Annotated in this window: 23 protein-coding genes; 19 read left to right on the top strand and 4 right to left on the bottom strand. The window is 56.1% G+C overall.

The genetic code is table 11. The features are described 5' to 3' along the window. Window positions 1-80 precede the first annotated feature (80 nt). The 15 genes from cobN (at window position 81) to ABWO67_RS07260 (ending at window position 15651) form a co-directional block, all read left to right on the top strand. Window positions 81-3950 (top strand): cobaltochelatase subunit CobN, encoded by a 3870-nt coding sequence (gene cobN / locus ABWO67_RS07330; protein ID WP_353149669.1) that lies wholly within the window; start codon window positions 81-83, stop codon window positions 3948-3950. 29 nt (window positions 3951-3979) lie between these two features. After that, window positions 3980-4513 (top strand): MotA/TolQ/ExbB proton channel family protein, encoded by a 534-nt coding sequence (locus tag ABWO67_RS07325; protein ID WP_353149666.1) that lies wholly within the window; start codon window positions 3980-3982, stop codon window positions 4511-4513. Next, window positions 4513-4818, top strand: a complete 306-nt coding sequence (locus ABWO67_RS07320; RefSeq protein WP_353149663.1) for a DUF2149 domain-containing protein — start codon at window positions 4513-4515, stop codon at window positions 4816-4818. The genes ABWO67_RS07325 and ABWO67_RS07320 overlap by 1 nt, the downstream gene beginning before the upstream one ends. 253 nt (window positions 4819-5071) lie before the next feature. Continuing rightward, window positions 5072-5392, top strand: coding sequence for a c-type cytochrome (locus tag ABWO67_RS07315; protein WP_353149660.1), 321 nt, complete (start codon window positions 5072-5074; stop codon window positions 5390-5392). Beyond that, on the top strand, window positions 5389-6657 hold the full coding sequence (locus ABWO67_RS07310; RefSeq protein WP_353149658.1) for an FCSD flavin-binding domain-containing protein: 1269 nt from the start codon (window positions 5389-5391) through the stop codon (window positions 6655-6657). The genes ABWO67_RS07315 and ABWO67_RS07310 overlap by 4 nt, the downstream gene beginning before the upstream one ends. 233 nt (window positions 6658-6890) lie before the next feature. After that, window positions 6891-8192 carry a sulfite dehydrogenase gene (gene soxC / locus ABWO67_RS07305; RefSeq protein WP_353149655.1) on the top strand — a complete coding sequence of 434 codons (1302 nt, stop codon included), beginning with the start codon at window positions 6891-6893 and terminating at the stop codon, window positions 8190-8192. Beyond that, window positions 8176-9315 (top strand): c-type cytochrome, encoded by a 1140-nt coding sequence (locus ABWO67_RS07300; RefSeq protein WP_353149652.1) that lies wholly within the window; start codon window positions 8176-8178, stop codon window positions 9313-9315. The genes soxC and ABWO67_RS07300 overlap by 17 nt, the downstream gene beginning before the upstream one ends. A 46-nt stretch (window positions 9316-9361) precedes the next feature. Continuing rightward, the gene (soxY, locus tag ABWO67_RS07295) at window positions 9362-9829 is read left to right on the top strand and encodes a thiosulfate oxidation carrier protein SoxY (protein WP_353149649.1); all 468 of its coding nucleotides are present in this window, start codon (window positions 9362-9364) and stop codon (window positions 9827-9829) included. A 53-nt stretch (window positions 9830-9882) separates the two neighbouring features. After that, window positions 9883-10197, top strand: a complete 315-nt coding sequence (gene soxZ / locus ABWO67_RS07290; protein WP_353149646.1) for a thiosulfate oxidation carrier complex protein SoxZ — start codon at window positions 9883-9885, stop codon at window positions 10195-10197. Window positions 10198-10263: 66 nt separating this feature from the next. Further along, window positions 10264-11112 (top strand): sulfur oxidation c-type cytochrome SoxA, encoded by an 849-nt coding sequence (gene soxA / locus ABWO67_RS07285; protein WP_353149643.1) that lies wholly within the window; start codon window positions 10264-10266, stop codon window positions 11110-11112. Between the two features lie 12 nt (window positions 11113-11124). Next, the gene (soxX, locus tag ABWO67_RS07280) at window positions 11125-11778 is read left to right on the top strand and encodes a sulfur oxidation c-type cytochrome SoxX (RefSeq protein WP_353149640.1); all 654 of its coding nucleotides are present in this window, start codon (window positions 11125-11127) and stop codon (window positions 11776-11778) included. Between the two features lie 21 nt (window positions 11779-11799). Beyond that, window positions 11800-12318: a TlpA disulfide reductase family protein gene (locus ABWO67_RS07275; protein ID WP_353149637.1), complete on the top strand. Its 519-nt coding sequence runs from the start codon at window positions 11800-11802 to the stop codon at window positions 12316-12318. 88 nt (window positions 12319-12406) lie between these two features. Continuing rightward, window positions 12407-14116, top strand: coding sequence for a thiosulfohydrolase SoxB (soxB, locus tag ABWO67_RS07270; RefSeq protein WP_353149691.1), 1710 nt, complete (start codon window positions 12407-12409; stop codon window positions 14114-14116). A 39-nt stretch (window positions 14117-14155) separates the two neighbouring features. After that, a complete protein-coding gene (locus ABWO67_RS07265) occupies window positions 14156-14605 on the top strand; it encodes a DsrE family protein (protein ID WP_353149634.1) in 450 nt (149 codons plus the stop codon). A gap of 68 nt (window positions 14606-14673) precedes the next feature. Beyond that, on the top strand, window positions 14674-15651 hold the full coding sequence (locus ABWO67_RS07260; RefSeq protein ID WP_353149632.1) for an MBL fold metallo-hydrolase: 978 nt from the start codon (window positions 14674-14676) through the stop codon (window positions 15649-15651). A 67-nt stretch (window positions 15652-15718) separates the two neighbouring features. Here the strand turns inward: ABWO67_RS07260 and ABWO67_RS07255 are convergent, their stop codons facing one another. Further along, complete coding sequence (locus ABWO67_RS07255; RefSeq protein ID WP_353149629.1) at window positions 15719-16225, bottom strand: GlcG/HbpS family heme-binding protein; 507 nt, start codon at window positions 16223-16225, stop codon at window positions 15719-15721. A 212-nt stretch (window positions 16226-16437) separates the two neighbouring features. Between ABWO67_RS07255 and ABWO67_RS07250 the strand changes: the two genes are divergently transcribed. From ABWO67_RS07250 to ABWO67_RS07235, 4 genes are all read left to right on the top strand, one after another. Beyond that, window positions 16438-16923: a MarR family winged helix-turn-helix transcriptional regulator gene (locus ABWO67_RS07250; RefSeq protein ID WP_353149626.1), complete on the top strand. Its 486-nt coding sequence runs from the start codon at window positions 16438-16440 to the stop codon at window positions 16921-16923. Window positions 16924-17049: 126 nt separating this feature from the next. Further along, window positions 17050-18366 carry an FAD-dependent oxidoreductase gene (locus ABWO67_RS07245; protein ID WP_353149624.1) on the top strand — a complete coding sequence of 439 codons (1317 nt, stop codon included), beginning with the start codon at window positions 17050-17052 and terminating at the stop codon, window positions 18364-18366. A gap of 51 nt (window positions 18367-18417) precedes the next feature. Beyond that, window positions 18418-19506: an ArsO family NAD(P)H-dependent flavin-containing monooxygenase gene (locus tag ABWO67_RS07240; RefSeq protein ID WP_353149689.1), complete on the top strand. Its 1089-nt coding sequence runs from the start codon at window positions 18418-18420 to the stop codon at window positions 19504-19506. Window positions 19507-19513: 7 nt separating this feature from the next. Continuing rightward, complete coding sequence (locus ABWO67_RS07235; RefSeq protein WP_353149622.1) at window positions 19514-20773, top strand: MFS transporter; 1260 nt, start codon at window positions 19514-19516, stop codon at window positions 20771-20773. Window positions 20774-20792: 19 nt separating this feature from the next. Here ABWO67_RS07235 and ABWO67_RS07230 read toward each other — a convergent pair whose 3' ends face one another. The 3 genes from ABWO67_RS07230 to ABWO67_RS07220 all read right to left on the bottom strand — a co-directional run bounded on the left by ABWO67_RS07230 (window position 20793) and on the right by ABWO67_RS07220 (window position 23229). After that, window positions 20793-22079, bottom strand: a complete 1287-nt coding sequence (locus ABWO67_RS07230) for an arsenic transporter (protein WP_353149619.1) — start codon at window positions 22077-22079, stop codon at window positions 20793-20795. Window positions 22080-22173: 94 nt separating this feature from the next. Further along, window positions 22174-22653, bottom strand: a complete 480-nt coding sequence (locus ABWO67_RS07225) for an arsenate reductase ArsC (protein ID WP_353149616.1) — start codon at window positions 22651-22653, stop codon at window positions 22174-22176. Window positions 22654-22707: 54 nt separating this feature from the next. After that, window positions 22708-23229, bottom strand: coding sequence for an arsenate reductase ArsC (locus ABWO67_RS07220; RefSeq protein WP_353149613.1), 522 nt, complete (start codon window positions 23227-23229; stop codon window positions 22708-22710). Window positions 23230-23330: the final 101 nt, after the last annotated feature.

Raw genomic sequence — 23330 nt, 5'->3', positions numbered from 1 at the left:
CCGTTTTCTTGAGCCGGCTGTGGCGCGCATGCGGGCTGTTAGTCGCGTTGGGCCAATCGCCTATATCGATGGCAACGACCATGCCTGTTCATTCGCCTTTGGTGCAGGTCCTGCACAACAGCTTTGTGTCAGTCGAAAAATTCCAGCGCTTGCAAACCTTCGCCGAGCAGCAGGGCGTTCGTCTACAACATCTGAACATAGAAAAAGGCACGCTTGAAGATTTACAACGCGCAGTCAGTGAAGCCGATCTGGTTGTGCTCGACGTACCCAGGCCCAATGATCGAGAGATGGTCACAAAGCGCCTGCAACAAATCCCGCAACATGCAGAAACGCCGCTTCTGACGATAGGAGGAGGGCGCCCAAGCTGGGAATGCCTGTCAGCAAAATATGCGTCCGCACTGGTCGCGCTATATACAGCGGGTGGTGCAAACAACTTCGGGCGTTTCTTTGCATTGGCCTTCGCCTTGCAGCATAAAGGTGTTCCGCCACCCCAGCTATTGGCAGCCCCTGAACACTTGCCGGCAACGGGCTTTTATCACCCCAAAGCGGGCCGAGTATTCAGCGATGTGGATGCCTATTTGGCGTGGTACGCGGCGTACCTGAAGACCGAGTCCAAGGGCAGGGTGGCATTTTTAATCCATCAAGGCGCGGTGGCCGACATGCTCACCCGCGACGTGGACGAACTGATTGCACGCAGCGAAGCCGTTGGCCTGCTGCCCATCGTATTCTGGAACGACGCATCGAATCCGGTCGGCCTGCCGGACGCACTGGGTGAAGCTAAGGTGGACGCACTGGTCAACCTGACGCATATGCAAGACGGCGCAACGCGCCGCCGCGACTTCCTGGCATTGGACATTCCTGTCATCCAGACGACGCGCTTTCGGGACGGCGACGCGACCGATTGGCCGAACGCCACCAGTGGTATTTCCGCACGCACCACTGCCGTGTTCCTGGCTGCCCCAGAAGGCTGGGGCGTGATGGACCCGCTGGTGCTGTCGGCCAGCACAAACGGTGTGAACGACTTGTTGCCACAGCAGGCCGATCTATTGATTGCCAAACTGCAAAGCCTGGTCGCCTTGCGCCATATGCGTCCAGCCGACAAAACACTGGGGCTCATGTTCTGGAACTATCCGGCCGGTGAAAAGAACCTGGCAGCCTCCAATTTGAATGTGCCCCGCAGCATAGTCTCCATGCAGGCGGCGCTTGCCCAAGAAGGTTATCAAGTGGGCGCCCCGGTTACCGAGGAACAAGTGATAGCCGCCGGCCAACGGATGCTGGGCGCGCTATATGGCAGCGTGTCGCTGGACGACCTAGAGGCCGAAGGCATGGTGGCGCGCTATCCGCTGGCCGATTACCAGCGTTGGCTAACAAGCCTGCCGCCGCAGCGCCAGAAGGAACTGCAGGAGGGCGGTGAACCCGCAAGCCATTGGGCGGTGCGCGAAAGGGAAGGGCAACACTACTTTCTTATCCCGCGCTGGCAGCTAGGCAAGCTGGCAATCATGCCCCAGATGCCCCGCGGATTAAGGGCCGATGCCCATTATCACGACACTGCCAGCGCGCCCGACCACCTGTACATGGCGGCGTACCTCTATCTGCAGAACGACTATGCAGCACAAGCGTTAATACACCTGGGTACGCACGGAACGCAGGAATGGCTGCCTGGCAAAGACAGGGGGCTGGCCGCTACCGACTATCCTTATTTGGCCGCGGGCAGCTTGCCGGTGTTCTACCCCTACATTCAAGATAATATGGGTGAGGCCATCCAGGCCAAGCGGCGCGGCAGGGCGGTGACCATCAGCCACCAAACGCCGCCGTTCGCACCTGCGGGACTCTATGATCAGTTGCGCGATCTGCACCACCTGATTCATGAATACCAGCAGCTAGACGAAGGCATGGTGCGTCTACAAGTCAATAAGCAGATTGGCGCAGCCGCTATGGCCGCGCACCTGCACGAAGACCTGGGCTGGACGCCGGAACAAATCAAGGGGGATTTCGACGCCTTTTTGCAGCGTCTGCATGATCATCTTCATGAACTGGCGCGCACTGCCATGCCGCTCGGACTGCATACATTTGGCGAAGCAGCCAGTGCGGAGCACCGTATCAGCACCGTCATGCAGCAGTTGGGCCAGCCGTTCTACGACGCGCTAGGCGTTGCAGATGACGAGTTGTTCGTGGATGACTACGCCGCCTTGCAGGGCACGCCGGCGTATAAGGCGGTACAACAAATGCTATCTACGGCGGAGAGAAGCGAAACGGTTCCCGCCACGCCGCAGCTTGATAAAGCAATACTGCAGGCGTTTGAAAAAAAGGCGAAAGATCAGAATCGTCGTCTGCTTGATACCCAGGAAAATGAAATGCTGCTGGCTGGTTTGGCGGGTCGCTTCATCCCGCCGGGTGCGGGTGGGGATCCCATACGGAATCCCGACGTACAAAGTGGCCGGAACCTTTATGCCTTCGAGGCGGACAAGATCCCAGCGCGTGCCGCCTATGAATCGGCTGCAACGGCATACGAGCAAGTAGTGCAGGCTTTCCGTAGCGAACACGATGGCGCTTATCCGCAAAAACTGGCATTCAGTCTGTGGTCTTCCGAAGCCATTCGACACCTGGGCGTAACCGAGGCTCAGGTTTTGCATGCACTGGGTTTACGGCCCGTATGGGATTCGGGCGGACGCGTTACGGCGCTAGACATCATCCCAAGCGCTGAGCTTGGCCGCCCCAGAGTAGACGTCGTGGTGCAAGTCACCAGCGTTTATCGCGACCAATTCGACAGTTTCATGCGCTTGTTGGCCACAGCGCTAGACCGCCTGTCTGAACTGGATGAACCTGGCAACCCCATCGCCGCCAACAACCAACGCATTGCCGCAACGCTGCAAAACAGCGGGCTGTCTGCTGAAGCGGCGCGTACAGCCGCAAGCTACCGCATTTTTAGCAATGCACCGGGGGCCTATGGAACTGGAGTGCCCGGCCTGGCCTTGCAATCGACGACGTGGGACGATGACGCGGCGCTGGCGCGCCAGTTTCTTTCCAGTAGTCGTTATGCTTACGGCAGTCAGGGATGGGGCCAGAGTACGCCAGACACCAATTTGTTGGCTGAGCAGCTGCGCGGGGTGCAGGCGGTAATTATGTCGCGTTCGTCCAATCTGCACGGTGTACTGTCTACCGACCACCCCTTCGAATTTATGGGCGGACTGTCGGCCGCGATTCGCCACCTGGACGGTGCCTCCCCGCAATTGCTCATCAGCGATTTGCGTAGCAATAACGTCAAGACCACGGGGCTTGCCCAATTCCTGGCCGGTGAGCTCCGCACACGCTACTTGAACCCGCAATGGATCGGTGCCATGCAGCAAGAAGGCTATGCCGGAACACTGCAAGTGCTCAGCGCCACCAACAATTTGTTCGGGTGGCAGGCAACCGATCCCCGCATGGTGCGCGACGACCAATGGCAGGCGCTGTTCGATACTTATGTTGGCGATACGCGCCAATTGGGAACGAACGAATGGTTCGAACGGCATAACCCCACGGCGCAGGCGCAAGTATTGGAAAGAATGGCCGAGGCCATCCGCAAAGGCTATTGGGATGCCTCCGAGGAAACACGCCATGCGTTGGCTCAGCGGTGGCAGAAGCTGGAGCAGCAATTCAATGTGGATACCGGTGCCGCAGTGACGCGCCAATTCATTGCCGACCTGGCACAAGGCTTTGGGCTGGATAGTCCGTCGGCCGACACGGCGGATGCCAACCCGACCTCGGTTCCCGCGCCAGCAGAGCCAATGAATTCCTCGGAGCAGGGCACGCCGGCGCAGCAGGTACAAGGCCAGGTCCTGGAGCCCATCGCACAGCAGCAACACGATCACTCACCGCAATACTGGGTACTGGCGCTTATGGTTTTGCTATGTGGGGGCGGAGGGATAGCGCAGGTTCTGCGCAACCGTGCCGTACGTCAAGTTTCTTAATTACTCAACGGTTTATCAAAGAAGAAGCAATGTCTATTTTTACCGAAATCGAAACCCTGTTGTATGCCGTCTCACGTATTTTTCTGGCGCCGGTAATGCTGCTTATCGCGGCGGCGCTTGCCTATGCGCTTGTAGTGCTGGGCATGTTCGCTGTCGAGGCGTGGCAGCGACGGCGCGGCGTATACCGCAGCATGCTGTTCACAGTAGCGCAGCAAATGCCCCAGAGTAAAAGTGGTCGGAGCTACAACTTGGTGATCATGCCCAGTGACGATCTGGAGCTGTGGATCATGAAGCAGCTCGAATGGCTGCGCATTGTCTCGCGTACCGCACCCATGCTGGGATTGATCGCCACCATGATACCGATGGGGCCGGCGCTACTGGCACTGGGTGAAAACGATGGCGCCGCAGTGGGCAAAAACATGGTTGCAGCGTTTTCCTCGGTCATTCTGGCATTGCTGGCTGCCAGCATCTGCTTTTTCATTCTTACCGTTCGCAGGCGCTGGCTGCTGCTGGATCTGCGTCGGCTGGAACGTCAGAACCTGGACGAGAAAAGGGCAGACTGATGCGTTTTCTAGACGAGGATGAAGCCAATGACCCGATGCTCTCTGTGGTCAACCTTATCGATCTGTTTCTGGTCATCATCGGCATGCTGATGGTGGTCATTGCCAATAACCCATTAAGCCCTTTTTCACAAAATAACGTCGTCGTCGTCGAAAACCCCGGTGAGGCTGATATGCGCATCACCATCAAGGAGGGGCAGGAACTGACGCGCTATGAGTCCAGCGGCGAGGTTGGTCAGGGACAGGGAGCACGCGCCGGTGTGACCTACCGTCTTGATGATGGCCGTATGATTTACGTACCTGAGTAATATTGCCCATGAGCTTCGTACCCCGACCACCAATCTAATCCAATAGACGGTTCCGGCAGTTGGGGCTGCTGGCCCGTGCGCGGCCTTGAAGGGCCGGTCATAAGCCACTGCGTTTGACGCCGGGCGGATGCTGGGCCATTATCCCTAACCTTGTGAGCAGCATGTTCGTCGCCTGCGGCCGGCCCGCAAGACAAAGCAAGGGAGAAAAGCCATGGCTGTCAGGCCTTGGAGGAGATCAATCATCAAACGGTGCATGTTGCCTGCGTCACTGCTCGCTTGCTTTCTGCTGAGCGTTGGCTCTGCCCTTGCCGCGCAAAGAGCAGACCCTCAGGCCAGGGCCTGGGCTTATTCCTGTGTGACCTGCCATGGTGCCGAGCATTCCGCGACAAAAGGCATTCCGACACTGGCCGGAATGCCAACGGACGATATCGTGAAGGCCATGCTGGCATATGCCAGCGGAGAGCGACCAGGGCTGCTCAAGCGCCAGATTTCGCGCGGCTATGACGAAGCTATGCTGCGGCGTATCGGTAAATGGTACGAAAACCTGCCCCGCAACCAGGGAGGGCAGCCATGAAACGACGTTCCTTCCTCAAGTCTCTCGCTGGCCTGACGGCAGTGTCTTATCCGATGCTGACGAAGGCCGGCACCGCTGGCCAGCCGCATGTGGTAGTCGTTGGCGGTGGTTTTGGCGGAGCCACGGCGGCAAAGTATCTGCATTTGTTTGGTGCTGGCTGCATACGCGTAACACTCGTCGAGCCGAGAGCAGAGTTCGTTTCCTGTCCCATGTCGAATCTTGTGCTTGAAGGCAGGTTGTCCATGACGGACATTTCTCGCAGCTATGACGGGCTGGCGCGATATGGCGTACGCCATGTACGCGATGAGGCCCTGTATGTGGATGCCGCGCAGCGCAAGCTCGTGCTCAAGCATGGCGATGCGCTTTACTGGGACAGACTGATACTTGCGCCGGGCATAGATTTCATGTGGGATCGTATCCCGGGGCTGAAGACTGAACGCGCCCGGAACGCCATGCCGCATGCCTGGAAAGCTGGCCCCCAGACGCTATTGTTAAGACAGCAGCTCGAGGCAATGCCAGACGGAGGTCGTTTCATCATGACCATTCCCGAAGCTCCTTACCGCTGCCCACCAGCGCCGTATGAGCGGGCATGCCTGGTGGCTGCTTATTTCAAGCAGTACAAACCTCGAGCCAAAGTGCATATCTTCGATGCCAATGCCGACGTTACTTCCGAAGCCGAACAGTTCCACAGGGCGTGGGAAGAACGCTACCCCGGCATTGTCGAGTACAACCCCGCCTTCAAGGCTGTAGACGTGGTTGCGGATACCCGTACTGTCATCTTCGAACTTGGCGAGGAGGAACAGGGTGATGTGGTCAACGTGCTGCCGCCCATGCGCGCCGGCAACATTGCAAAACAGGCAGGGCTGACCACTGCCAATGATCGCTGGTGCGAGGTCGATTTCCTGACGTTTTCTTCCATAGTCGATGAACGCATTCATGTACTGGGAGATTCTGTGCAAATCGCACCGGTAATGCCAAAGTCGGGACATATGGCAAACCAGCATGGCAAGACCTGTGCAGCGGCAGTAGCTGCTTTGCTGCTTGACCATGAGGTGAACAGGGACCCCATTTACTCCAGCACCTGTTACAGCTTCGCGAGCGCGCAAGATGCCATGCATGTTGCTAGTGTGCACCGCTATAGCCAGCAGGAGCGCACCATGCTGCCGGTTAAGGGTGCGGGCGGTGTTTCAGAGAACGCCACGGCAGAGGAAGGCAAAATGGCACTGGATTGGGCGCACGCCATATGGGCAGATATGCTGACGTGACTCGGGCATCCTGCAGGTTTCTGATCCTTTAGGACTCAATGGTTGGAACATGAAATTTCCTGGGTCGCTTGAATTTGTCAAGCGTCTTTGTAGGGGGATTTCCCTTGTTTATAACTTTAAGCTATTAGCTTATTCTAAAAGCATAGGATCATCCCAGGAGAAAAAGTGTGAGTCGTAGTGGCAAAGAGCGATCAATCCCAATTGGTCGCCTGAGGAAGGCGCCCGAAAATTTCGTGCCGCCTGCATTGGCGAACGAAATCAGCGCCAACGGTATGAGCGGGGAACGGCGGGGCTTTCTCAAGAGCACCTTTCTTGCTGCGGCGGCGCTTGCGACAGGGCCGTCACTGGCTGCGTCGGCCCAGCAGGCCGTCGGGGATTCCATGATTCTCGAGCCGCGTCCATGGAGCACCAAGCTGGGCTATCCCGTGGCATTCAAGCCATATGGGCAACCCTCGCCCTTTGAAGCGAACCTGCAACGCAGGCAGTCGCCAGGGTTGACGCAAACTACTCAGGCTTCTGTATCGTTCGCACCGCTGCAGGGGTTTTTCGGCATCATTACACCATCCGGCCTGCATTTCGAGCGCCATCACCAAGGCTGGGTTGATGTTGATCCCGAACAGCATCGGCTGATGGTCAACGGCATGGTCGAAGAGGCCAAGGTCTACACCATGGATGACTTGATGCGCCTGCCATCAGTGTCCCGCATCCACTTTATCGAGTGCGGGGCCAATACTGGAATGGAATGGGGGAATGCCGCTGTGCCGACGGTGCAATACACGCATGGCATGCTGTCCTGTTGCGAGTTCACTGGCGTACCGCTCAAGGTACTGCTTGACGATTGCGGTGCTGACATCAAGAATGCGCGGTTTGTGCTGGCTGAGGGCAATGATGGGTCAAGCATGACGCGCACAATTTCCATGGAGTCCGCGCTGGATGATGTGCTGGTGGCCTGGGGCATGAACGGTGAAATGTTGCGCCCCGAAAACGGTTATCCGCTGCGATTGGTTGTGCCAGGTGTGCAGGGCGTGTCTTGGGTGAAATGGCTGCGTCGCATTGAAGTCGGCGACAAGCCTTGGAATTCCAAGGACGAGGCGTCTCATTACGTTGACATGATGCCTGATGGCATCCATCGCCAATACACCTCGATCCAGGAATGCAAGTCGGTAATCACCTCGCCCTCGGGTGGTCAGGCATTGATGGGCAAGGGTTTCTACAACGTCAGTGGCCTGGCCTGGTCGGGCCGCGGCCAGATCAAACAGGTCGATGTCTCCTTTGATGGAGGCAGGAATTGGAAAACAGCCCGGCTTGAAACCCCAGTACTGGATAAGTGCCTCACACGATTCAATATTGATTGGGTGTGGGACGGTTCGCCGGTTATTTTGCAAAGCCGCGCTACGGACAGCACCGGGTTTGTCCAGCCGCGCTATCGTCAGTTGCGGGAAGTGCGGGGCACGCGATCCACCTATCACAACAATGCGATCCAGTCCTGGCAAGTCGCGCAAAGCGGAGAGGTTTTCAATGTTCAGATGGACTAAGCGCGGTCTATTGTCGTGCGCGCTGGGTGCTGTGTTCTGTACCTCCGCATTAGCCGACAATGCTGCCGCGACGAAGTACGGTATTGGCAGACCAGCAACCGAGGCTGAACTCAAGGCTTGGGATATCGATGTGCGGCCGGATTTCAAGGGATTGCCAAAAGGCAGCGGCACGATCGATCAGGGGGCGGATATTTGGGATTCTACCTGCGCGAGTTGTCATGGTTCCTTCGGCGAGAGCAATTCAGTGTTTACGCCGCTGGTAGGAGGCACGACACTGGGCGATATCGAGACCGGGCACGTGGCGGCGCTGACCGGGGGAGGGCAGCCGTCGCGCACGACCCTCATGAAGGTGCCGACGGTGTCCACGTTATGGGATTACATCCACCGGGCCATGCCCTGGGATAACCCCAAGTCGCTCGAGCCGGACGAAGTCTATGCAGTGTTGGCTTATCTGCTGAATCTGGCGGAAATCGTACCTTCCGACTTCACCTTGTCCGACGAAAATATCGCGCAAGTGCAGGAGAAGATGCCCAACCGCAACGGCATGAAGTATTGGGAAGGGCTGTGGAAGGTGGATGGCAAGCCGGACACAGACAACGTTATCTGTATGAGTGATTGCGTTTCCGCGGACCAGCCCTCGTCGACACTTCCACCGCAGGCCCGTGATACGCACGGTGACCTAGCTGCACAAATGCGGATCGTCGGCCCGGTGCGAGGTGTCAATACACAGGCGCAGGCGCTATCCGGTTCGGTGGATGGCAACGTGAAAACAGTGCGAGAGCATGCCCGTGGCACCTTAGCGACGACGCAAGCGCCCGGTACCGCCCGCCAAGGCGACGGTAAAGAAGCCCCGACTGATGAATCAACCCAACAGGTCATGGCGCAATTGACCGACAGCGGCTGCATGGCCTGTCACGCCAAGGACAAAAAGGTGCTTGGGCCTTCATTCGTGGATATCGCCGCCAAATACAAGGGACAGGACGGTGCGGCCGACAAACTGATCGCTAAGGTACAGAAAGGCGGTGCCGGCGTCTGGGGAGCCATTCCGATGCCCCCGCATCCGACGCTATCTGATGACGATGCCAAGAGCATGGTCGAGCGGATGCTTGCCGAAGGGCAGTAAACACAAATTTTCAATAAGCGTATTCGATTCAACAGGGGAGTAGGAAATGAACAAGCAGCGTAGAAATGTGCTCAAACTATGCACGGTGCTTAGCCTTGCGGTTACGGCTGGGATTTTGCGACCCGAGCAGGCCTGGGCCGTTCAGGATGAGTGGAACAAGGAAGCCTTTAAGGCCACCAAAGTGGATGATGTGATTAAAGCTTTTGGTGGCGACCAAGCGGCCGAGAGCGACAAAATCACATTGGTGGCACCCGATATTGCCGAGAACGGTGCCGTGGTGCCAGTGGGGGTGAACAGCAATCTGCCCAACACGACACAGATCTCAATTTTGGTACCCAAGAACCCCAATGCGCTGACTGCTCATTTCGAGATACCCGACGGCACGCTGCCTGAAGTGGCAACGCGCATCAAGATGGGGGGAACGTCCGACGTCTATGCGCTGGTCAAGTCCGATGGCAAGTTCTACACCGTACACAAGGAAATCAAGGTAACGCTGGGCGGCTGCGGCGGTTGATCGCATTGCCAACCGACCCACCATCCTGAATCAACGATATACAAGGAATAAACATGGCAACCAGACCAATGCGCATCCGCGCTGTACAGAAAGACGACGTCACCGAAGTCAAAGCATTAATGAGCCACATCATGGAAACAGGTCAGCGCAAGGACAGCGAGGGCAACCTCGTTCCTGCCCATTTTATTGACGTGCTTGAAGCCAAGTGCAACGATAAAACGGTGATGTCCGCCCAGTGGGGGCCAGCGGTATCGCGCGATCCCTTCCTGTCTTTCAAGTTCAAAGGCGGCAACAAGGGCGACAAGGTAACGATCTCCTGGAGGGACAACAAAGGAGAGAGTCGTACCGATACGGCAGAGATCCGCTAGGATCCGCTGTTTGCGTAAAAGAAGAGCACGATAAAGTCATACGCATCCAACAGGGAGGTAGGAGACATGAAGAGAAAACTGAGCTGCGCCGCGGCGCTGGCGCTCGCAACCGGCGCGGTGCTTGCGGTTTCAACCACAACAGCCGTATACGCGCAGGCCGCCAGCACGCAGGAGAGCACATCCGACGGCATCGCAGAATATCGTGAAATGCTGGGCGAGGGCGGCAACCCAGCCGAGTTGATCGAGATGACGGGCGAGGAGCTATGGGCCGAGAAGCGAGGCCCCAAGAACGCGTCGCTGGAACAATGCGAACTGGGGCAGGGCCCAGGCGTGGTCAAGGATGCCTATGCGCATCTGCCACGCTATTTTGACGATGCCGGGCGCGTGATGGACCTTGAGTCTCGTCTGGTGTATTGCATGGTCACGCTGCAGGGGATGAATGAAAAGGAAGTCACCAAAAAGCCGTTTTCGGGCAGCGGCGACTACTCAACCGATCTGGAGGCGCTGGTTGGCTATATCGTTGGCCAGTCCCGCGGCACACCGCTTGCCGTGCCTCAGGAACATCCACAGGAGAAGGCCGCCTTTGAACGCGGCAAACAGATATTCTTTTTCCGTGGAGGCCCTTATGACTTTGCCTGTGCATCCTGCCATAGCGTGGATGGCCAGCGAATTCGCTTGCAAGACCTTCCCAACCTGACCGAATCCGGTCCCGCTCGTGCTGCGTATACGTCGTGGCCTGCCTACCGGGTATCGCAAGGGGCATTGCGCTCCATGCAGTGGCGGCTCAATGACTGCTTCCGACAGCAACGCATGCCTCACCTTAAGTACGGCTCCCAGGCCTCCATCGACCTGCTGGTGTTCCTGGCGGCCAATGCAAACGGTGGCGAGATGGCTGCGCCAGGTCTCAAACGATAAGCGGAGAAGCTCATGAAAATTTCTACAATCGCACCGCTCGTCGTTCTGACAGGCCTGTTGCTCGCTAGTACCGGTGCTTATGCTGATGAACCTGTGACAGGCACCAGCCCGGAAGATGTGCTGGCCGTGCTCAAGGCATCATTCCAGGAAAAGGGCATCGCTAAGATGGACCGACTGGACCAGTCGACGATGCAGAAAGCCTGCTCTCAGGCTGATATGACAGGCAAGCCGTTGTCGAACGAAGACACTGCCAAAATCACCAAAGAGGCGCTGGCATCGGTTAAATATCCGGCCGACGGCAAGTATGTGGGCGACTGGAAAGCTGGCGAGAAGGTGGCGCAGAACGGGCGCGGCTTGCAACTCAGCGACAAGGCGGGCGCTGCCAATGGCGGGAACTGCTATGCCTGCCACCAGATGACCAAGGCTGAGATCTCTTTCGGCAATATCGGGCCTTCGCTGCTGCATTACGGCAAGCTGCGCGGGGCTTCCAAAGAGATCTTGGAATACACGTGGAACAAGATCTACAACTCTCATGCTTCTGCGGCCTGTTCGACAATGCCGCGTTTTGGCGCCGCGGGCATTTTGACCGAGGCCCAGCTAAAAGACGTGATGGCGCTGCTGTTTGATCCGGAATCGCCGGTCAACAAGGATAGCGTCACGCAATAAGTTAGGCATAAGGAAACATGCATGTGGAAATCAAGATTTGCGGCGTTGTTGGCGGGGGTCGGACTGGTAGCCAGCGTCGCAGTCGTACCGCTGGCGCAAGCTGCCGTGAAGGTTGGCGATTCTGTGGAGCTTCCTGAAATCCAGTTTATGGATGGAAAGACGCTTCCCAAAGGGCATTTCAAGGGCAAGCCCGTCATCATTGCGTATTGGGCGTCTTGGTGCCCCTACTGTAGCCGGCAGAATCCTTATGTCCAAAAACTGTGGGAGCAGTCGCAGGGCAGAGGTCTGGAGATCCTGACTGTCAGCATAGACCGGGTCGAAGGGGATGCCGTCGACTACGTGCACAAGCATGGCTACACGTTTCCCGTGGCCATGGAGACTGAGGCCTTGCGTGAGGCCTTGGGTAAAAGGAAAGTCATACCCACTATTTTCGTCATCAAGGCGGATGGCCGGATTGCCGAGGTAATTCCAGGCGAAATGTTTGAGGAAGATGTGCTGGACCTTATCAAATATGCCTCCGGGTCAGCCAAGGCCAATTAGTCCCGGGCGGGCTGTCCAGCCGTTGCATTGCTCAGTGTTCTGACCTCTGGGCCAATTTTTTTTTAATCTGCAGGAAGCCGTTTTTATGATTAGTCGTCGCGAATTCCTACAAGTGCTAGGTATTGCAGCAGCAGGTGGAATGACTTTTTCCCATTCTGCGCGAGCGGCCGAAGAGGCCGCCGCCAAGTTTTATGATCTTCCGCGTTTCGGTAATGTGCATTTTCTGCACTTCACGGATTGCCACGCGCAGTTACAGCCAATTTACTTTCGCGAACCCAGTGTCAATATTGGGCTTGGTATCGCTCGGAACCGACCGCCCCACCTTGTGGGTGAACATTTCCTGTCGCACTACGGCGTGAAGCCTGGTACGGCGCAAGCTTACGCCTTTAGCTGCTTGGACTTCGAGAATGCCGCGCGTCAGTACGGAAAAGTCGGCGGGTTCGCGCACATGGCGACGTTGGTTAAACAAATGAAGGCGAGCCGACCCGGTGCGCTGCTGCTAGACGGCGGAGACACCTGGCAGGGGTCTGCCACGGCGTTGTGGACCAAGGGTCAAGACATGGTGGATGCCTGTTTGGCGCTGGGCGTGGATATCATGACGGCCCATTGGGAGTTCACGCTAGGGGCGGACCGTGTCGAAGAAATCATCGCCAAAGACTTCAAGGACAAAGTCGAGTTCATTGCGCAGAATGTCCAGACGTCCGACTTCGGTGACCCTGTTTTCTCGCCCTATACCTTGCGCGAAATGAATGGCGTGCAAGTAGCGGTCATCGGCCAGGCATTTCCCTACACGCCTATTGCCAATCCTGGCTACTTGGTGCCGGACTGGACTTTCGGCATCCAGGAAAGCCAGCTTCAGCAGATCATCGACGAGGTGCGAGGCAAGGGTGCCAAGGCCGTGGTGCTGCTGTCGCACAACGGCATGGATGTCGACCTCAAGCTGGCTTCCAGGGTGCGTGGCCTGGATGCCATCCTGGGTGGCCACACGCACGATGGCGTTCCTGAACCCGTGGTGGTGGAGAATGCTGGTGGCAAGACGCTGGTCACCAACGCAGGCAGCAATGGCAAATTTCTGGGCGTGCTGGATTTTGATGTCAGGGATGGCAAGGTTTCCGACTTCCGCTACAAGCTCATGCCGGTGTTTGCCAATTTTATCGACGCCGACCCTGATATGGCGGCGCTTATCGACAAAATTCGCTCGCCTTTTGCCGAAAAACTGGCCGAGAAATTGGCCTTCACCGACGAGTTGCTGTATCGCCGCGGCAACTTCAACGGCACGTTCGACCAGCTCATTCTCGATGCGCTACTTATCCAGAAAGAGGCGCAGATAGCGTTCTCTCCCGGCTTTCGCTGGGGCACCAGCCTGCTGCCCGGATCGGACATCACGATGGAGCATCTCATGGATCAGACGGCGATCACCTATCCTTATACAACGCTTAGCGATCTCCCGGGCAGTCAGCTCAAGGTGATTCTCGAGGATGTCGCTGACAACCTGTTCAATCCGGATCCCTATTACCAACAAGGGGGAGATATGGTGCGTGTGGGTGGCATGCAGTACACAATCGATCCACTCAAAGAGGCCGGGCAGCGTATCAGCGACATGATGCTTGATGGCAAGCCGATCGAGGCCGACAAGACATACAAAGTTGCTGGCTGGGCGCCTGTTGCTGAAGGCGCTGATGGCGAGCCTGTGTGGGAGGTGGTTTCGCGCTACCTGCGCGACAAGAAAACCATTTCCACGATACAGCTGCACGAACCCCGGGTTAAAGGGGTGGGCGCAAATCAAGGCATTGTGTGATGCACAATCTGACACCGTCCATTTTTCAGGAGATTCGCCATGAATAAAATCGCTACGCTTACGCTCGCTCTGGGCCTTGCCCTGTCGAGCTCGGCACTCCCAGTGTCGGCCCAAGACTCACCGGCCGCGGCCAGTAGTAAACAGGCCAAGGTCATCTATCATATCAACGATTCCGCAAGCCAGGCGCTGGCCGCGTTGCGCAATATGCGCAATCAACTCGACACCGCCCCCAAGACTAAGATCGTTGCAGTGGCCCACGCGGATGGCATTGAATTTCTCGAAACAGACTACAAGGATGCTGATACGGTCGGCCCCCTGATTTCAGGGCTGGCGTCGCGCGGCGTGCAGTTCGAAGTCTGCGAAATTACCATGAAGCGCAAAGATCTGACCAAGGACGATTTTGTGATGGAGGCACAATTCGTACCTTCGGGCGTGATGCGCATTACAGAGCTGCAGAACAACGAAGGCTACGCCTACATCAAGCCTTGAGTATACGGCCCGCGTCAGATTGCCTCGGGCTCTTTCAGCCATGCGATTTCATAAATAAGGAGCTTGTCATGGCATATATTGTGCAAAAAGGTCTTGCTGCCTTGATCGTCTGCATGACCTTAGGATTCACCCCTGTGTCGGCGGATGAAACAGCACTAGAACTCAAACCCATACAGGTTAGCCCGCATGTGTACTACTTTGGCGGCGAATCCAGCATGGCGAGCGCGGCGAATAAAGGCTTTATGTCCAATGCCGGCTTTGTCGTCACCAACGAGGGCGTTGTGGTGTTGGACACTTTGGGAACACCAGCCCTGGGCCAGGCCATGCTTGCCGCGATTGCGAAGGTTACCGATCAGCCGGTCAAACGGGTGATTGTCAGTCATTATCATGCGGATCATATCTATGGTCTGCAAGCTTTCCAGAATGCAGGAGCCGATATTTGGGCACATGCCAATGGGCAGGGCTATCTACATTCCGATATCGCGAAGGAGCGTCTTGAGCAGCGCCGGGCAGACCTGGCGCCTTGGGTAGATAAAAACACCAGGTTAGTGCCGGCGGACCGCTGGCTGGATTTCGCGGACGGCAAAACAATCTCGTTCACGCTGGGCGGCATGCGTTTCCAGATTATCGATGTCAGTGGTGCGCATTCCGATGACGACATCATGATGTACGTGGAAGAGGACAAGGTGCTGTTTGCCGGTGATCTGTATTTCACTGGTCGTGTTCCGTTTGTGGGAGATGCCGACAGCAAAGCCTGGATGGCGGCGCTGGACAGTATGCTGGATGTGGATCCTCAGATCGTGATTCCTGGTCATGGCGCCTCGTCCACGAATACCCAGCAAGACATGGCGTTGACGCGCAATTACCTGGAGTATCTACGTAAAGAAATGGGCGCGGCTGTCGAAGACATGATCGGTTTCGAGGAAGCTTACGCCACGACAGACTGGAGCCAGTTCGCGTCCTATCCTGCGTTTGATGATGCCAATCGTATCAATGCTTATGGGCAATATCTAGTCATGGAACGGGAAAGCCTGGAAGGCAAATAACACAGGTGCGCTTCCCGCACGCTCCACAGAATGGCCATATTCTATGGAGTAGGCTCTTCCAGGCGAATCATTGAAAATCCAGATCTGCCTGAATCGCATCGATGCCAGCCTGGGCGCAGGCTTCGTCGGCATCGCCTCCAGGCGCTCCCGATATGCCGATGGCACCGACCAACGACCCGGCGGCTTCAATGGGCAAGCCGCCGCCCAGGGCGAGAATGTGCTTGAGATGCCGAATGCCCGAAGTTGCCTTGCCCGTTTGCGTGGCCTCTGCCAGGTCGGCTGATGACATGCGAAAACTGGCGGATGTATAGGCTTTGCGCGTAGCGGCTTCCGGGGTATGGGGGCCGGCATAACGGTCGCGCAGCACAACGATTGGCGTTCCCAATCGGTCGGTAACGCTGACAGCGACCTGATATCCTCCTTCACGACACGATACAAGGGCCGCTTGCGCCGCCTTCAGGGCTGCTTCGGTGGTCAGCGTTATGCTGGTGTAGGTAGCTTCTTCCGCCTGGACGGAGCCATAGACCAAGCAGGCCAAACCTAGTGTGGTCACTATCTGATGTCGTCTCTTCACGCCGCTTTTCCTTTGCATGCAGCCTACGGTGAGCATGCTTAATATTATTTTAAGTATTAACTAATATTACTATGATATATGGGCTGTTGGACAAGCGGCCGCATCGGGTTGCCAATGACGTCAGATAGCTAGCGCTAGTTTGTTCAATCCATAGTTGTTTTGAACGGGAAGTTGCTTTATAGTTGTTAGTAACAACCTAATAAGAGATCACCATGTCTACTATTGAACGTGATGCTGAGAACTTATATGAAGCGCTTAATGCGCTTATACGCGTCTATCAGTTTCGGGATCGCGGCCATATTTGCTGCTATGACGTGTCGGTAACGCAGTGCTACGCATTAGAAACGCTGGTCAAGCAAGGACCGCTACGACTTCAATCGCTCGCCGACGAAATGAATCTGGATAAAAGTACTGCGAGTCGTGTCGTTAACGCCTTGGAGCGCAAAGGATATGTCGTTCGCGTCGAAGACACCGAAGATCGCAGGGCGATCCGAGTTCAGTCGACCATATCCGGGCAAGAACTTTATAGCGCGATCCGGTCCGATCTGATTGCAGAGGAGCGCACAATGATTGAGAGCCTCTCCCCAGAAGTACGACAAGCTTCATTGAAGCTATTAAGGCAGCTCGCACAAGCAGCGGAAGCACGATGCGGTATACAAACGGATAACTTGCTTGAGACAACTACCGATCCGGTATGAAACCCCCTCCAATGTTGTAAGCCAAGCAGCCAAGCCATTTTTTTGCTTGAATGTTGGTACTAACAACTTAAAGACAAGGTTTACGGTAAGCGTGTATCTACTTATGTTCACCATCAGGAGTCATTCATGAGCCAGAACGATTATCCCGTCGCCGTTATTGGTGCTGGTCCCGTTGGACTTGCCGCAGCGGCGCATTTGCTAAGCAGGGGCCTTACCCCACTGATCTTCGAAGCGGGGGAGAAGGCCGGCGCCAGTATTAATGAATGGGGGCACGTCAAGATGTTCTCTCCGTGGCGTTTTAATATCGACAAGAAGGCAGAACAGTTATTGAAAGCGAATGGTTGGACGGCGCCGCAATCGGATGCCTATCCGACTGGCCAAGAGTTACTGGCTCAATATATTCAGCCGCTGTCCAAGTTACCTGAAATCGAACCGCATTTACACTTGAACAGTCGTGTCCTTGCAGTAAGCAGGGCGGAACACGACGTCATGAAAACGCAAGGCCGTAACTCGACGCCCTTTTTATTGCGCGTTGCCGGCCCCGATGGCGAGCGTGATGTATTAGCAAGCGCGGTGATCGACGCGTCGGGGACTTACACAACACCTAATTGGGTGGGGGCAAATGGTATTCCAGCATTAGGCGAGAAAGAAAATAGTGCGCACATCGCTTACGGTATACCCGATGTCCTAGGCAGCGCGCGCGAACGCTATAGCAATCGACGTGTCCTCGTGGTGGGTGGCGGGCACTCAGCATTTAACGCGCTACAGGACTTGGTTGCGCTTGCACTTGTAGCACCGGGCACTCGTGTAGCTTGGGCGATACGGGGAACTTCCTTGGAGCGCATCCTGGGAGGAGGTGAAAACGATCAACTGGAAGAGCGAGGCATCCTTGGTTTGAAAATACGCCAACTCTTGGACGATGGCGCAATTACGCTTCATCAAGCCATCAGGGTCAATAAGGTTGTGGCTTCGCCAGATGGGCTTGTCGTGCATAGTAAGGAACAAGCCTTGCCCCCGGTAGATGAAATGATTGTCGCCACTGGGTTTCGGCCTGACGGGCAGCTACTGGCCGAGCTACGCCTCGCACTCGACCCGGCGACCGGCAGCCCCGTTGAGCTAGCGCCTTTGATTGATCCCAATGAGCACAGTTGCGGCACCGTGCGCCCGCATGGAGCCCAAGAATTGGCCCATCCCGATGAGGGCGTGTTCGTTGTCGGGATGAAAAGCTATGGCAGGGCGCCGACGTTTCTGATGCTGACCGGCTACGAGCAAGTGCGATCGGTCGCGGCCGCCTTGGCAGGCGACTGGGAGTCCGCGCGAAAATCCGAGCTGGTGTTACCTGAAACAGGCGTGTGTAATACGCAATTTGCATCCCAGGTTGAGCAACCCGCGTGCTGCAGGCCGGCAACATCTTGCGGCTCCGTAACTACTCAAGAAGCATAAGGAAAAATGGTCATGGCAGAGCAAGGACATCATTTGCGTACGGAAAACGTAATGGCTGCTGCAAACGAGCGGACATTCGATGTCGTGATCGTTGGCGGCGGCCAGTCTGCCTTGGCTGTCGCATATTTTCTAAGGCGCACGTCCTTAAGTGTCGTGATATTAGATAATGGTCAGGTAGCGGGCGGAGCATGGGTTCATGGTTGGGATTCTTTGCATCTGTTTTCTCCAGTCCAGTGGAGCTCGTTACCGGGTTGGGGTATGCCGGCTGTGCACGGCTATCCGACGCGCGATGATGTCGTAAAGTACTTAACCCAATACGAGAAGCGTTACGATTTTTCGATAGAACGGCCTGTACTGGTGACGGACGTTCGCCCTGATGATGATGCCTTTGCTGTCCATACGGATCAAGGCGTGTGGCGCGCCCGCGCGGTCATCAGCGCGACGGGCACCTGGAGCCAGCCCTATGTGCCGGCCTATCTTAATCGCTCCTCCTACGCTGGGCGCCAAATTCATTCAGCACATTATCGCAACGCAGCGCCGTTTGAAGGCAAAAAGGTGCTTGTCATAGGCGGCGGTAATTCGGGTGCGCAAATTCTGGCAGAGGTGTCGAGCGTGGCCAAAACCACATGGGTCACGCAAACTGAACCGATTTTCCTGCCAGACGACGTGGATGGGCGGGTGCTATTCGATCGCGCTACGGCCAAATGGAAGGCACAGCAAGAAGGGAGGATACTGCAAGATCCGCCCGGTGGGTTAGGCGATATAGTGATGGTAGGCCCCGTCAAAGCAGCGCGGGAGCGAGGCGTACTTAGCGCCGTGCGGCCATTTCGAGCGTTCACGGACAGGGGCGTAGTTTGGCAGGATGGATCGCAAACCGCTTTCGATGCCGTCATATGGTGTACCGGATTTCGTCCAGCATTGCAGCATCTGAAGTCGCTCGGCATCGTTGACGCAGATGGAAAAGTTGCGCTTTCGGGAACTCAGTCCGTCGAGGTTCCCGGTTTATGGTTAATGGGCTACGGCGAATGGACTGGCTTTGCTTCCGCAACACTTATCGGTGTCATGCGTTATGCCAAGGCAACGGCGCTTGAAGTGGCTCATGCGCTGCAAGATAAAACCCCTTATACAGCCGTGAAATAAATACGACATGTCAAACATTCAGGCAAATGCGTTAGGTACATCCTCCGAATCGCCAGCAGTTGGTAGTCCGCGTGGGCTCACCATAGCCCTCGGTATCGGCCAAGTATGCGCATGGGGATCGCTGTATTACAGCTTTCCTCTGATCGCCGAAGCGATGATGACTGAACTGGGTTGGTCCAAGACGGATGTGTATGGCGCCGCCACACTTGGTTTGGTGCTGGCCGGATTCTTGGCCTACCCAGTTGGCGTTGCTGTCGATAAAGGGTACGGGAGGGTGCTTATGGGCGGAGCATCGCTCATGGCCGGGGTATTGCTGGCTTTTTGGTCCCAGGTCGATAGCTTATTAGGATTTTATCTGCTGGTTGCGGGCCTAGGTGCGTTACAGGCAGCGGCGTTATACGAGCCGGCCTTTGCCGTAATGGCTCGACGGGTCGGGGCGGGCAGGGCTCGAGCAGGTATTACCGCGATAACCTTATGGGGCGGATTTGCTAGCACCGTATTTATTCCCCTTGTTCAGTTCTTATTGGACCATTGGGGATGGCGTGATGCTTTGCTTGTATTGGCACTTATCAATGGGCTGATTTGCGCGGCGGCCTATTTCGGTTTTATCCGGCCTGAAAAAGATGCTGTTCATTTTAGCCACGCAGATAATGTAAATACGCTGACAACGGATAAGGAGGAGGTCAGAGCTACGCTTCACAAGCCGGTTTTCTGGTTATTGATGGTGGCGTTGACGGCCTACGCAGGCGCATTCACCGCCTTTACCTTCCACATGTACCCATTACTGCTCGAAGGTGGTTTGTCTACCAGTAACGTGGTTTGGGCTATCGCCACCATCGGTCCGGCCCAAGTGGCGGGCCGGATCCTGATCAGCATTTTTGGCTCGGGAACATCCATGCGACGCATCGGAACTTTTGTGGTGGCCGTATTTCCCTTGGTATTCATCGTTTTGGCGCTACGGCCTTCGAGCATGTGGGTCATCACGACCCTATGTATTGTCTATGGCGCGGCTAACGGTATCTTTACCATCGTGCGCGGGCTGGTTGTACCCGAAATGCTTAGTCGCCGTGCCTATGGTGCGATCAATGGCTTACTGACCTTTCCCAGCACACTGGCCAGAGCCTTTGCCCCCGTAGCCGCTGCTTTACTCTGGTCAAGTACCATGTCCTACGGTGTGGTGCTTTGGGCTATCGTTGTATGCGCCACGCTATTAACCCTCAGTTTCTGGTTGGCCGCCTGGACTAGCCATTTCACGTCAGCACGCTAACCATGAGCCACGGGCAGCTTCATATCGCACCCAACCGAATCGCCAGTGCTGCGAGGGTGATAAGCAAAACAGGAAAAGTCAGCACAATACCCACTTTGAAGTAGTATCCCCACGTAATAGTCATCCCCTTGCGCGCCAGGACGTGCAGCCACAGGAGGGTAGCCAAGCTGCCAATAGGGGTGATTTTCGGACCAAGGTCACTACCGATGACATTGGCATAAATCATGGCTTCTTTAACCACGCCCGTTGCCTGGCTGGCGTCGATGGAAAGCGCTCCCACCAGCACAGTAGGCATGTTGTTCATGATTGACGAGAGTAGAGCGGTCAACACACCGGTGCCCAAGGTGGCCGCCCACAAACCGTGACTGGCCAAATAGTCGAGCAAGCCGGCGATCAGTTCCGTCAATCCGGCATTGCGTAGCCCATAGACAACCAGATACATGCCCAGCGAGAAAATCACGATAGGCCACGGCGCTTCCCGCACGACTTTGCGTGTGCTGATTTTGTGCCCGCGTCCAGCAACGATAAGCAACGCCAGCGCGCCCAAGGCGGCGATGGCACTGACCGGCACGCCAAAACCCTCAAGAGTAAAGAAACTGATTAGCAACAGCCCGAGCACTACCCACCCTGCTCGGAAGGTTGCCAAATCGCGAATCGCCTCTTTGGGTTCTTTAAGCTGGCTGTCGTCGTAGCGCACCGGAATGCTGCGGCGAAAATACAGCATCAGTACTAGCAAGGTGGCCGCAACGGAAACAACGTTGACCGGAACCATGACCGCGGCATAGCGCGCAAAGCTGATATTGAAAAAATCCGCGGAGACGATATTGACCAGGTTGGACACAATGAGCGGCAGGCTGCCGGTGTCGGCAATAAAACCCGCCGCCATAACGAAGGCCAGTGTTGCAGCGGGCGTGAACCCTAATGCCAAGAGCATCGCCATGACGATAGGCGTCAGGATCAAGGCGGCGCCGTCATTGGCAAAGAACGCGGACACCGCAGCCCCCAGCAACACAATCAACGCGAATAACAGCCGGCCGCGCCCGCCACCCCATCTGGCGACGTGCAGCGCCGTCCACTCGAAAAAACCCGCTTCGTCCAATAACAGACTGATAAGGATGATCGCCACGAACGTGCCGGTCGCGTTCCACACAATCTGCCAGACGACGGGTATGTCGCTGAAGCTGACCACGCCAAAAGCCAGCGCCAGTACCGCGCCGATTGACGCGCTCCAGCCAATGTTCAAGCCGCGCGGTTGCCAAATAACCAGGACAATGGTGACAATAAAAATCAATAGTGCAGCAAGCACGTTGGTTCTCTCTTTACAACAAAGGGGAAGGCGCCCTGGGCGCAGGGTGCTAAAAACGAAAGGCTCGGCTCAAAAAACACGGCCAAGTAATGCCTTAAGGAAGAAGGTCGCCAATGCGATCCAATTCAGTCTTCAGGCGAGTTGGCTCTTTCTTCAGATCAGCAAGCGGCAACGCCAAGAAGGCTTCGATACGGGTACGTAGAATGCGATATGCAGTATCAAACGCCGCGTCGACCTGTTCGTCGGTGCCCGTGGCATGAGCGGGATCCTCAACGCCCCAATGCGTGCGTATGACCTGCCCCAGGTACGCGGGGCAAGTTTCACCTGCGGCGCTGGCGCAAACAGTAACGACCACATCGGGCGTGTGCGGCAAGTTATCCCAAGACTTGCTGAAATAGCCGTCTGTTGAAATGCCTTCGCGCGCAAGCAATGCTAAAGACCTAGGGTGTACTTGGCCCGTAGGATGGCTGCCGGCGCTCATGGCCTTCCAGCCAGCGGGCGCAAGGTGATTGAAAGTGGCTTCAGCCAGGATAGAGCGGCACGAGTTACCCGTGCACAGGAAAAGGACGTTCATATACGCGCTGTAAAAGAGATGGGGAAGGGCGATTCAAATGCGTAGGTTGAGTTATTAAGAAGTGACGGTGTTCGTCTGCTTCGTTTGATCGCCCAGCGTATCGAGTTCGTGCTTGATGGCCACACGGTCTAGCGTGGACAATGGCAGGCTAGTGAAGATCCTGATGCGGTTCGCGATCTGACGAAAGATTTTATCGAAGAACACACGCTTTTCTTGCGCAGTTCCCTCAAAGGATGATGGATCTGGAAAGCCCCAATGCGCGGTAATAGGCTGACCAGGCCACAAAGGGCATTCTTCCCCAGCCGCGCTATCGCAAAGGGTGATGACAAAATCCAGTTGAGGAGCTCCAGGACGAGAGAACTCATCCCAGCTTTTGCTGCGTAAGTCATCAACCGGTAGATTAGCCGACCGAAGGACGTCGATCGTCAGGGGGTTTACTTGCGCGCCAGGACGGCTGCCGGCGCTATACGCTCTAAAACGATCCTGACCAAAAGAATTGAGCAGCACTTCCGCCATGATGCTGCGTGCTGAATTGCCCGTGCATAGAAAGAGGGTGTTATAGACTTTATTTGACATGATCAAGGGGGCTCCACGATGACGTATTGTCGGCTCAGCGGCGAGTACGGGAATTAATGGCTAATAGTGGTTTTCTCGGCTGCAGCACAGGCATTCACGTT

This window comes from Pollutimonas bauzanensis (genome assembly GCF_040393045.1).
GTDB classification, from domain to species: domain Bacteria; phylum Pseudomonadota; class Gammaproteobacteria; order Burkholderiales; family Burkholderiaceae_B; genus Pollutimonas; species Pollutimonas bauzanensis_A.
The sequence above is the reverse complement of the archived record's forward strand: the minus strand, read 5'-3'. Positions and strand labels throughout refer to the sequence as shown.

Coding starts and splice junctions, on each gene's coding strand:
- cobN (WP_353149669.1), top strand. CDS start 81: ATGCCTGTTCATTCGCCTTTGGTGCAGGTCCTGCACAACAGCTTTGTG.
- ABWO67_RS07325 (WP_353149666.1), top strand. CDS start 3,980: ATGTCTATTTTTACCGAAATCGAAACCCTGTTGTATGCCGTCTCACGT.
- ABWO67_RS07320 (WP_353149663.1), top strand. CDS start 4,513: ATGCGTTTTCTAGACGAGGATGAAGCCAATGACCCGATGCTCTCTGTG.
- ABWO67_RS07315 (WP_353149660.1), top strand. CDS start 5,072: ATGTTGCCTGCGTCACTGCTCGCTTGCTTTCTGCTGAGCGTTGGCTCT.
- ABWO67_RS07310 (WP_353149658.1), top strand. CDS start 5,389: ATGAAACGACGTTCCTTCCTCAAGTCTCTCGCTGGCCTGACGGCAGTG.
- ABWO67_RS07300 (WP_353149652.1), top strand. CDS start 8,176: ATGTTCAGATGGACTAAGCGCGGTCTATTGTCGTGCGCGCTGGGTGCT.
- soxY (WP_353149649.1), top strand. CDS start 9,362: ATGAACAAGCAGCGTAGAAATGTGCTCAAACTATGCACGGTGCTTAGC.
- soxZ (WP_353149646.1), top strand. CDS start 9,883: ATGGCAACCAGACCAATGCGCATCCGCGCTGTACAGAAAGACGACGTC.
- soxA (WP_353149643.1), top strand. CDS start 10,264: ATGAAGAGAAAACTGAGCTGCGCCGCGGCGCTGGCGCTCGCAACCGGC.
- soxX (WP_353149640.1), top strand. CDS start 11,125: ATGAAAATTTCTACAATCGCACCGCTCGTCGTTCTGACAGGCCTGTTG.
- ABWO67_RS07275 (WP_353149637.1), top strand. CDS start 11,800: ATGTGGAAATCAAGATTTGCGGCGTTGTTGGCGGGGGTCGGACTGGTA.
- ABWO67_RS07265 (WP_353149634.1), top strand. CDS start 14,156: ATGAATAAAATCGCTACGCTTACGCTCGCTCTGGGCCTTGCCCTGTCG.
- ABWO67_RS07260 (WP_353149632.1), top strand. CDS start 14,674: ATGGCATATATTGTGCAAAAAGGTCTTGCTGCCTTGATCGTCTGCATG.
- ABWO67_RS07250 (WP_353149626.1), top strand. CDS start 16,438: ATGTCTACTATTGAACGTGATGCTGAGAACTTATATGAAGCGCTTAAT.
- ABWO67_RS07245 (WP_353149624.1), top strand. CDS start 17,050: ATGAGCCAGAACGATTATCCCGTCGCCGTTATTGGTGCTGGTCCCGTT.
- ABWO67_RS07240 (WP_353149689.1), top strand. CDS start 18,418: ATGGCTGCTGCAAACGAGCGGACATTCGATGTCGTGATCGTTGGCGGC.
- ABWO67_RS07235 (WP_353149622.1), top strand. CDS start 19,514: ATGTCAAACATTCAGGCAAATGCGTTAGGTACATCCTCCGAATCGCCA.
- ABWO67_RS07225 (WP_353149616.1), bottom strand. CDS start 22,653: ATGAACGTCCTTTTCCTGTGCACGGGTAACTCGTGCCGCTCTATCCTG.
- ABWO67_RS07220 (WP_353149613.1), bottom strand. CDS start 23,229: ATGTCAAATAAAGTCTATAACACCCTCTTTCTATGCACGGGCAATTCA.